6 protein-coding genes are annotated in these 6,553 nt (G+C 69.6%); 2 read left to right on the top strand and 4 right to left on the bottom strand.

Translation table 11 applies throughout. The features are described 5' to 3' along the window. Both CCN42_RS06330 and CCN42_RS06325 read left to right on the top strand, forming a co-directional pair. Positions 1-535: MBL fold metallo-hydrolase (locus CCN42_RS06330; RefSeq protein WP_086733617.1), on the top strand; the 535-nt coding region annotated here is incomplete at its 5' end. A 154-nt stretch (positions 536-689) separates the two neighbouring features. Next, entirely contained in the window at positions 690-1,769 is a 1,080-nt protein-coding gene (locus CCN42_RS06325) for an LLM class flavin-dependent oxidoreductase (protein WP_245877171.1), read from the top strand. Positions 1,770-1,930: 161 nt separating this feature from the next. On the opposite strand, the gene CCN42_RS06320 is transcribed toward CCN42_RS06325, so the two are convergent. The 4 genes from CCN42_RS06320 to CCN42_RS06305 are packed head-to-tail and all read right to left on the bottom strand — an operon-like array spanning position 1,931 to position 6,532. Next, a complete protein-coding gene (locus CCN42_RS06320; RefSeq protein WP_086733613.1) occupies positions 1,931-3,286 on the bottom strand; it encodes a GH1 family beta-glucosidase in 1,356 nt (451 codons plus the stop codon). A 51-nt stretch (positions 3,287-3,337) separates the two neighbouring features. After that, positions 3,338-4,177: a carbohydrate ABC transporter permease gene (locus CCN42_RS06315; RefSeq protein ID WP_086733611.1), complete on the bottom strand. Its 840-nt coding sequence runs from the start codon at positions 4,175-4,177 to the stop codon at positions 3,338-3,340. 28 nt (positions 4,178-4,205) lie between these two features. Continuing rightward, the gene (locus CCN42_RS06310; RefSeq protein ID WP_086733609.1) at positions 4,206-5,201 is read right to left on the bottom strand and encodes a carbohydrate ABC transporter permease; all 996 of its coding nucleotides are present in this window, start codon (positions 5,199-5,201) and stop codon (positions 4,206-4,208) included. 14 nt (positions 5,202-5,215) lie between these two features. Beyond that, entirely contained in the window at positions 5,216-6,532 is a 1,317-nt protein-coding gene (locus CCN42_RS06305; protein WP_086733607.1) for an extracellular solute-binding protein, read from the bottom strand. Positions 6,533-6,553: the final 21 nt, after the last annotated feature.

The raw sequence follows: 6,553 nt of genomic DNA, 5'->3' as shown, positions 1-6,553 counted from the left end.
CTCCGGCCGCGCCCTGCTCGCCGACGTACCCCTGACCCTGACCACGCCCAGTGGCGCGGGCCGACTGGGCGGCACCGCGCGACCCCTTGAGGACTGGGAGTCCATAGAGCTGGACCGCCCCGGCGGCGGCACGATCACCGTCACCGGCGTCCCGGCCCTGCACGGCCCCGGGGCACGCGAGGACCTCGAACCGGTCGTCGGCGAGGTCGTCGGCTTCGTCCTGAGCGGTGACGGCCTGCCCACCGTCTACGTCAGCGGCGACAACGCCCAGCTCCCTCTGGTCCGCGAGATCGCCGACCGCTTCGGCCCGGTGGACACAGCCGTCCTGTTCGCCGGCGCGGTCCGCACCCCCGTCCTGGACCGCGCGCTGCTCACCCTCGACAGCGCTCAGGCCGCCGAGGCCGCCCGCACCCTGGGCGCCCGCCGCGTCGTGCCCGTCCACTTCGACAGCTGGGCCCACTTCACCGAGGGCCGTGAACAGCTCGTGGACGCCTTCACCGCCGCCGGCCTGATCGACCGCGTGGAACTGGCCTGACCCGCCCGTCCGGCCGATGCGGTGCGCCACGAGCGCACCACAGCGGCCCATTCCCCGGCCCTGGTGCGCCACGAGCCCACCGCATCGGCCCGGCCACTCGCGCCGGGCCGGGGCACCGCAGAAGGAATCCCCCGTGAACGACCCGATCAAGGGCATGGCCCGCGGATCCGCTCCCGCGCCGCTGTCCGTCCTCGACACCGCCCTGGCCGGCCGCGGCATCAGCGCCGCCGACGCACTGTCCGGCAGCATCGCCCTGGCCGAGCTCGCCGAGAGGCGCGGCTTCACCCGCTACTGGGTGACCGAACACCACTCCATGCCCGGCGTGTCCTCCTCCTCCCCCGCCGTGCTGCTGGCCCGGCTGACCGCCCACACCACGCGGCTGCGGCTCGGGGCGGGCGGCGTGATGCTGCCCAACCACCCTCCACTGATCGTCGCCGAGCAGTACGGCCTGCTCCAGGCCCTCGCCCCGGACCGGATCGACCTCGGTCTGGGCCGCGCCCCGGGCACCGACCGGGCAACGGCCGCGGCCCTGCGCCGCGGCCGCTCGGACAACGACGACTTCCCGCAGCAGGTCGTCGAGCTGCTGCACTTCCTCGACGACGACTTCCCCGAAGAACACCCCTACCGCGAGCGCGTCTACGCCGTGCCCGGACCCGGCCAGGACAAGGAGAACGGTCTTTCACGGACGAGCGGACGGCCCTCGGTCTGGCTGCTGGGCTCCTCCGGATACTCCGCCCGACTCGCCGCCCGCCTCGGCCTGCCCTTCGCCTTCGCCGCGCACTTCTCCCCCGATCACGTCGACGCCGCGCTCCGGCTCTACCGCGACCTGTTCACCCCCTCAGCCGTCCTCGCCGAGCCGTACGCGCTGGTCAGCTTCGCCGTCATGGCCGCCGACGACGAGCACGAGGCTCTGCGCCAGACACGCAGCTACGCCCACAGCATGATGCGCATGCTCCACGGCAAGTCCTACCTCGTACCCACGCCCGACGAGGCCGCCTCCTACCCCTGCACCGCCGGTGAGCGGATGGTCCTCGACCGCTGGACCGACAGCGTCCTGCACGGCACGCCCGGTCAGGTCACCGAGCGTCTCAACCGCCTGCACGAGGTCGCCCGCCCCGACGAGATCATGCTCGCCTCCGTGGGCCACAGCCCGCAGGCGCTGCTGCACTCCACTCGACTCATCGCCGACGCCTATGACCTGCCGGCCGCACCGGTACCCGCGTCCGCTCACTGATACGGCCCCGCCACGCCCGGGCTCTGACCAGGAAGCCGACCACCGAGCCGGGCAACGATGACGAACGCGGATGGTGCCGGAGAAGCGCCTCCGGCACCACCCGCGTCGCGATGTGTGCCTATGCGTTGACGTTGATCTCGAACCTGGTGTTCCTGATGTCCTCAGGCCTGGGTCTGCCGGTGGGCGCGGATGATGTCCGCGTACCGGCGGCCGCTCGACTTGATGGTCCGTGCCTGCGTCGCGTAGTCGACGTGGACGAGCCCGAAGCGCTTGTCGTAGCCGTAGGCCCACTCGAAGTTGTCGAGCAGGGACCAGGCGTAGTAGCCGGCGAGCGGGGCGCCCTTGCGCACGGCACGGGCGCAGGCACTCACGTGCTGTTCCAGGTAGCGGGCCCGCTCGGGGTCGTCGACGGTGCCGTCGGGGCCGACGGTGTCGGGGAAGGCGGAGCCGTTCTCGGTGACGTACAGGCGCCTTGCGCCGTAGTCGTCGGTCAGGCGCATCAGGAACGACTCCAGACCGTCGGCGTCGATCTGCCAGTCCATGCCGGTGCGGGGCACGTCGGGCAGGCGGACCTCACGGGCGTACGGGACGGGGCCGGCCGGGTCGTCGGCGACCGTGACCGGGAAGTAGTAGTTGAGGCCGTGCCAGTCGAGTGGGACCGCCATCGTCTCCAGGTCGCCCGGGCGCTCGGGCAGTTCGACGCCGTAGAGCTCGCGCATGTCGGCGGGGAAACCGCGGCCGTAGACCGGGTCGAGCCACCAGCGGTTGGTGTGGCCGTCCATGCGGGTGGCCGCCGCGACGTCCTCCGGCCGGGTGGAGGCGGCCTCCACGGTCGAGTGGTTGGTCACGAGGCCGACCTGGGCGTCCGGCGCCGCCGCGCGGATCGCCTGGGCGGCCAGTCCGTGGCCGAGGAGCAGGTGGTACGAGGCGTGCACGGCGGCGGTCAGGTCGGTGAGGCCAGGGGCCATCCTGCCCTCGAGGTGGCCGATCCACCCGGAGCACAGCGGTTCGTTCAAAGTGGCCCAGCGGGTGACCCGGTCGCCCAGCCGCCCGGCGACGGCGGAGGCGTAGGCGGCGAGGTGTTCGGCCGTGTCGCGGTCGGTCCAGCCGCCGCGGTCCTGGAGGGCCTGCGGGAGGTCCCAGTGGTAGAGGGTGATGTTGGGCGTGATGCCCGCGTCGAGGAGGCCGTCGACGAGGCGGTCGTAGAAGTCGAGGCCGGCCGCGTTGACGGGCCCGTCGCCGCCGGGGACGACACGGGGCCAGGCGATCGACATCCGGTAGGCGTCGGTGCCCAGTTCCTTCATGAGGGCGATGTCCTCGGGCCACCGGTGGTAGTGGTCGCAGGCCTCGTCGCCGTGGTCGTCGTTGTCGATCTTCCCCGGGGTGTGGGAGAAGGTGTCCCAGATCGACGGGGCCCGGCCGTCCTCGGCGACGGCACCCTCGATCTGGTAGGCGGATGTGGCCGTACCCCACACGAAGCCGGGGGGAAAGGCGGCGAGATCTATCGAATCGAACACAGAGGGTGCCTCTCTGGGGTGATCGGAGGGGTGAGGGAGGGACGCGGCCCGTTACTTGACGGCGCCGGCGGTCAGTCCGGTGACGAGGTAGCGCTGGAGGAGCAGGAAGCCGGCGACGACGGGCAGGCTCACGACCAGGGAGGCGGCCATGATCTGGTTCCAGTACACGTCGTTCTGGGTGGAGTAGCCCTGGAGTCCGACGGCGAGGGTGCGGGTGGTGTCGTTGGTCATGACGGAGGCGAAGAGGACCTCGCCCCACGCGGTCATGAAGGCGTAGACCGCGACCGCCACGATGCCCGGGATCGCGGCGGGCACGATGACTCTGAAGAGGGCGCCGAGCGGCCCGCAGCCGTCCACCTTGGCCGCCTCGTCCAAATCGCGGGGCACCGAGTCGAAGTATCCGATCAGCATCCAGATGGAGAAGGGCAGGGAGAAGGTGAGGTACGTGAGGATCAGGCCGCCGCGGGATCCGAAGAGGGCGATGCCGGTGGCGTTGCCGATGTTCACGTAGATGAGGAACAGCGGCAGCAGGAAGAGGATGCCGGGGAACATCTGCGTCGAGAGCACCGTGACCGTGAAGACCCGCCTGCCGCGGAAGGAGTAGCGGCTGACCGCGTAGGCCGCGAACACGGCGATGGTGACGGAGCAGACGGTCGCCGCCCCGGCCACGATCAGGGAGTTCACGAAGTAGTCGGCCAGCGGAACGGTTTCCCAGATGTCGAAGTACGGGCGGACGGTGAGGCCCGAGGGGATCCACTGGAACTTGCCGGACACGTCCTGAAGCGGTTTGAGCGAGCTGGAGACCATGACGTACACCGGCAGCAGGACGAAGCCGGCGAGGAGCGTCAGGAAGATCCGCCGGCTCCACAGGAAGGATTGCGGGGCGGCCATCGGGGAGCGGACCTGACGCCGGGACTGACTAGGCATCGGTGGTCTTCCTTCCTCGGGAGGTGAGCAGGAGGTAGGCGCCTGTCACCACGAGCAGGAACAGCAGCAGGAGGACCGACATGGCGGAGCCGGTGCCGAAGTTCCAGGTCTGGAACGAGGACTGGTAGATGTGCAGGGAGATGAGGTCCGCGGACTCCGGTGCCGCCTCGCCGAAGAGGACGAAGGGGGTGTTGAAGTCGTTGAAGGTCCACAGGAACAGCACCAGGACGAGCACCTGGTTGACCGGGCGCAGCGACGGCAGGGTGATGCGGCGGATCTGCTGCCAGATCCCGGCTCCGTCCAGGGCCGCGGCTTCGTAGACCTCCCGGGGGATGTTCTGCAGTCCGGCCATGATGATCAGGAAGGCGAAGGGCCAGCCCTTCCACACGGAGACGACGAGCAGTGCGACGAAGCTGTTGTCGCCGATCAGCCAGAACGGCGGGCTGTCGGTGAGGCCCAGCTGGTCGTGCAGGACGTGGTTGATCAGTCCGTTGTCGCGCTGGAACATGAACGCCCAGGTGATGACGGCGGCGTAGACGGGCAGCGCGTACGGGACGAGGAAGAGCGTGCGCAGGAAGCCACGGCCGCGGAAACTCTCCTGCATGAAGATGGCGGCGGCCGCCCCGAGCAGCCAGCACAGCCCGACCGAGAACACGGTGAACAGGCAGGTGGTGACGAAGGACTTCAGCAGTGCCTCGCCGATGGGGGCGTTGAAGTCGACCGCGAGGGAGTAGTTGTCGAGCCCGGCCCAGGGAGCGGTGCTCCAGTCGCGGATGTAGAACTGGGTGAGCTCCTTGAAGCTGACGACGATGCCGATCACCATCGGCACCAGGTGGACCAGGAGTTCGAGCAGGAGCGCGGGGAGCAGCAGGAGGTACGGCAGGCCGATGCGACGCAGCCGCCCGGAGCGGCGCTTGCGCGGCGCTCCGGGGGAGTTCTCGCGTGCCTTCCGCTCGCCTGTGCCAGGGGCAGCGGTGAGGGTGGTCATGGGGGTGTCCGTACTCACTTCCTGGGCATCTGCTGCTGGGCCTTCTCGAGCTTGGCCCGCACCGACTCGGTGGTCACCGGCCGCCCTGCGGCGGCGTCGGCGAAGAGTTCCTTGACCGCGGTGCCGACGACGGTCTCGAACTGGGACTCCTCGGGGACCTGCGGGAGTGCGGTGGCGCTGGTCGCCAGGGTCTCGCGCAGGACGGCGAGTGACGGGGTGTTGAAGGCCGGGTCCTGTTGGGCGGTCTTGACCGGCGGGATGGAGCCGTAGGCCTTGTTGAGGATGACCTGCTCGTCGTCGCTGGTCATGAACTTGACGAACTTCTTGGCGCCGTCGATGTTCTTGGTGTTCTTGAAGACGGCCATGTTGATGCCGGCGACCATGGAGTTGGTGGCGGTGCCCGTGCCGGGCTTGCCGGACTGCACCGGGGCGGGCGCCACTCCCCACTCGTCGTCGTTCATGCCCTGGGACTTGAAGGTGGCCGACGCGGTCTGCCACAGCACCATGCCCGTCTTGTCCTTGGCGAAGTCGCTCAGGGACTGGTTCTGGGCGTACTCGGCGTTGCCCGGGGCGACGATCTTGTGCTTGGCCATCAGGTCGACGTACTGCTTGACCGCGGCGACCGCGCCGTCCGACGTGAAGTCCGGCTTGCCGTCGGGGGTGAAGAAGTCGGCGCCGTGCTGTTTGCCGAGGACGAAGACCTGGTGGATGTTGTTGGAGAGGTTGGAACCCTCGGCGCCGATGCCGTTCTTGCCCTTCGCGGTGAGCTTCTTGCCGGCGGCGACCAGCTCGTCCCAGGTGGCCGGCGGCTTGGCTATCCCGGCCTCGGCGAACAGCTTCTTGTTGTAGTAGAGCGCGTAGGCCATGGAGTACAGCGGTACGGCGGTGGGGTCCTGGCCCTGGACACCCGTGGAGCCGAGGGCGGACTCGACGAAGCGGTCCTTGCCGCCGATCGCCTCGAAGTTCTTCGCGTCCCAGGGCAGCAGGGCGCCGGTGGCCTGGAGCGAGGCGCTCCAGGTGTTGCCGATGTTGAGGACGTCGGGGCCCTGGCCGGAGGTGGTGGCGGTGAGGATCCGGTTCAGCAGGTCGGACCAGGGCACGACCTCCAGCTTGACCTTGATGCCGGTCTGCTTCTCGAACTTGTCGAGCTCCGGCTGGAGGACCTTCTTGTCGACCTCGAGGTTGGCACCCTGGTTCGTGGCCCAGTAGGTGAGCGTCTTCGGCTGCTCGTTGGAGCCTTCCGAGCCGGAAGAGCCCCCGCCGCAGGCGGCCGCGGTGAGAACGAGTGAGAGGGTGACGGCGCCGACGGCTGCGGCTCTGATTCTGCGCATGACTCCAGGGGCCCTTCCGGG

The sequence above is a fragment of the Streptomyces glaucescens genome, assembly GCF_002154375.1.
GTDB lineage: Bacteria > Actinomycetota > Actinomycetes > Streptomycetales > Streptomycetaceae > Streptomyces > Streptomyces glaucescens.
This window is presented reverse-complemented; position numbering and strand designations above follow the sequence as displayed.